Genomic DNA, 1,476 nt, shown 5'->3' on the forward strand with positions numbered 1-1,476 from the left:
CTGCTGTAGCATTTCCCCCTTCTGTTCCAGATGGCTGAAGTTCTCTTAATTGGATATAAATAAGTCCACTAGAAACAGAGGAGGAAAATAAAGGCATTATGTCAACTCCCGAACCAAAGCATTACCGTTAGCAGTCGACCAAATACCACTAATTACACCAGTGTAACGAAATGGCACTTCAAAATATCCGCCGGGAGATAATTTGGCAGTAAATGCGCTTGTTGTCGCAGTTGCACCAAATTCTAGATATAGAGTAGCAGTGCTATCATTCCAAATCGTTGCACCCTTACGATTTGAATTTGCAGCAAGAATTACTTGGCTGCTAATGCTAGAAGCAACTGTAGTCGGAGTTGAAGTACCACTAGTTGACTCAACCAATGTCGCTGTAGGCGGATTATAAAGAGCCATTATTCAATACACTCCACAAAAGAAAGTTTGCAATTATTGGTAGCAATGGCGCTAACCTTGCCTATGTAGAGGTTATTACTATTAATTTCATAACTACCTCCACGAGGCTTTAAAACAATTCCTTTACCAACTGCTGCATTTGCTTTATCACCCAAAATAATCGTGATATCAATTGAGGAGTTATTTACAAATGCTGCGTAACTTCTAGAACTGTTAGCATTCAAAACAACGTCAGATATATTGCTAGTTAGCGATTTGTCAGCATTGGTACAATTGCTAAACTTGGCAACACCACCGAATTCTTGAGTATTGTTAATCATTATTCAGTCGGGTCATCAAGATTATCAACAAACAATGCAGTATCAACTTTGACTCGCACCGTAAATTCAAATTCTGGCGCTTCTGGTGTCCCTGTAAGCTGTTGAGAAGCAAATTGAATTGGAGGTAAGTTAGCAGCAATTCGAGCTTCATTTACTTGATTCGTTAATACAGACAAGCCTTGCAAAAGCTTGACCATTCCTTTAACACAAGAAGTATCTGTAGTTAAGGTGCTTCCACTCTCAGTTAATAAGCTGAGGTTGAGTTTGAGTTGATTGTTTCCAACAAATTCAATTGAACCGGCGGGTAATTTTTCAGCTAATGCGGCGAAACTTAATGTCGTCATAAATTATCAACTTTGAATTCAATAGTTAGTAATAGCGCTGTATTCTTACCGTCACATTATTCTTTGGCGCTTAAGAATAGATGTATTCAGTAACTTTAACTTTGGCAGTTGTTGTTAGCACTCCTGTACAAATGCCGACAATGGCATTTTGACTAGAATTATCATCAAGAAATTTCTCGCCGGGAGCAAGTGAAAAATCATAATTACTAGCAGAAACAATCACAGTATTAGCAGTTGGGTCAGTCCCAACAGTTACGTATTTAAAATAAACTGTTGAGGGGCCTACATTTGTAAGCAAGCACGAATGCCTACTTCCATCAGCTTTTTCACCGACAACTGTAGTTTTAGATGTGGTAACACTAACATCGTTAATTGGTTGAGCATTCGTAGCCTGCTGTTTGTTG

General features: G+C 38.8%; 4 protein-coding genes. All 4 read right to left on the bottom strand.

The features are described 5' to 3' along the window. Nucleotides 1-96 precede the first annotated feature (96 nt). Nucleotides 97-408, bottom strand: coding sequence for a hypothetical protein (locus tag RM368_RS38440; protein ID WP_322698925.1), 312 nt, complete (start codon nt 406-408; stop codon nt 97-99). Continuing rightward, entirely contained in the window at nt 408-728 is a 321-nt protein-coding gene (locus tag RM368_RS38445) for a hypothetical protein (protein ID WP_322695307.1), read from the bottom strand. The genes RM368_RS38440 and RM368_RS38445 overlap by 1 nt, the downstream gene beginning before the upstream one ends. Beyond that, entirely contained in the window at nt 728-1,072 is a 345-nt protein-coding gene (locus RM368_RS38450; RefSeq protein ID WP_322698926.1) for a hypothetical protein, read from the bottom strand. Before RM368_RS38450 ends, RM368_RS38445 begins: the two co-directional genes overlap by 1 nt. A gap of 70 nt (nt 1,073-1,142) precedes the next feature. Continuing rightward, on the bottom strand, nt 1,143-1,476 hold a 334-nt coding region (locus RM368_RS38455; protein WP_322698927.1), incomplete at its 5' end, for a hypothetical protein.

Source organism: Nostoc sp. DedSLP03, from assembly GCF_034530815.1.
In the GTDB taxonomy this organism is placed as follows: domain Bacteria; phylum Cyanobacteriota; class Cyanobacteriia; order Cyanobacteriales; family Nostocaceae; genus Nostoc.

Coding starts and splice junctions, on each gene's coding strand:
- RM368_RS38450 (WP_322698926.1), bottom strand. CDS start 1,072: ATGACGACATTAAGTTTCGCCGCATTAGCTGAAAAATTACCCGCCGGT.
- RM368_RS38440 (WP_322698925.1), bottom strand. CDS start 408: ATGGCTCTTTATAATCCGCCTACAGCGACATTGGTTGAGTCAACTAGT.
- RM368_RS38445 (WP_322695307.1), bottom strand. CDS start 728: ATGATTAACAATACTCAAGAATTCGGTGGTGTTGCCAAGTTTAGCAAT.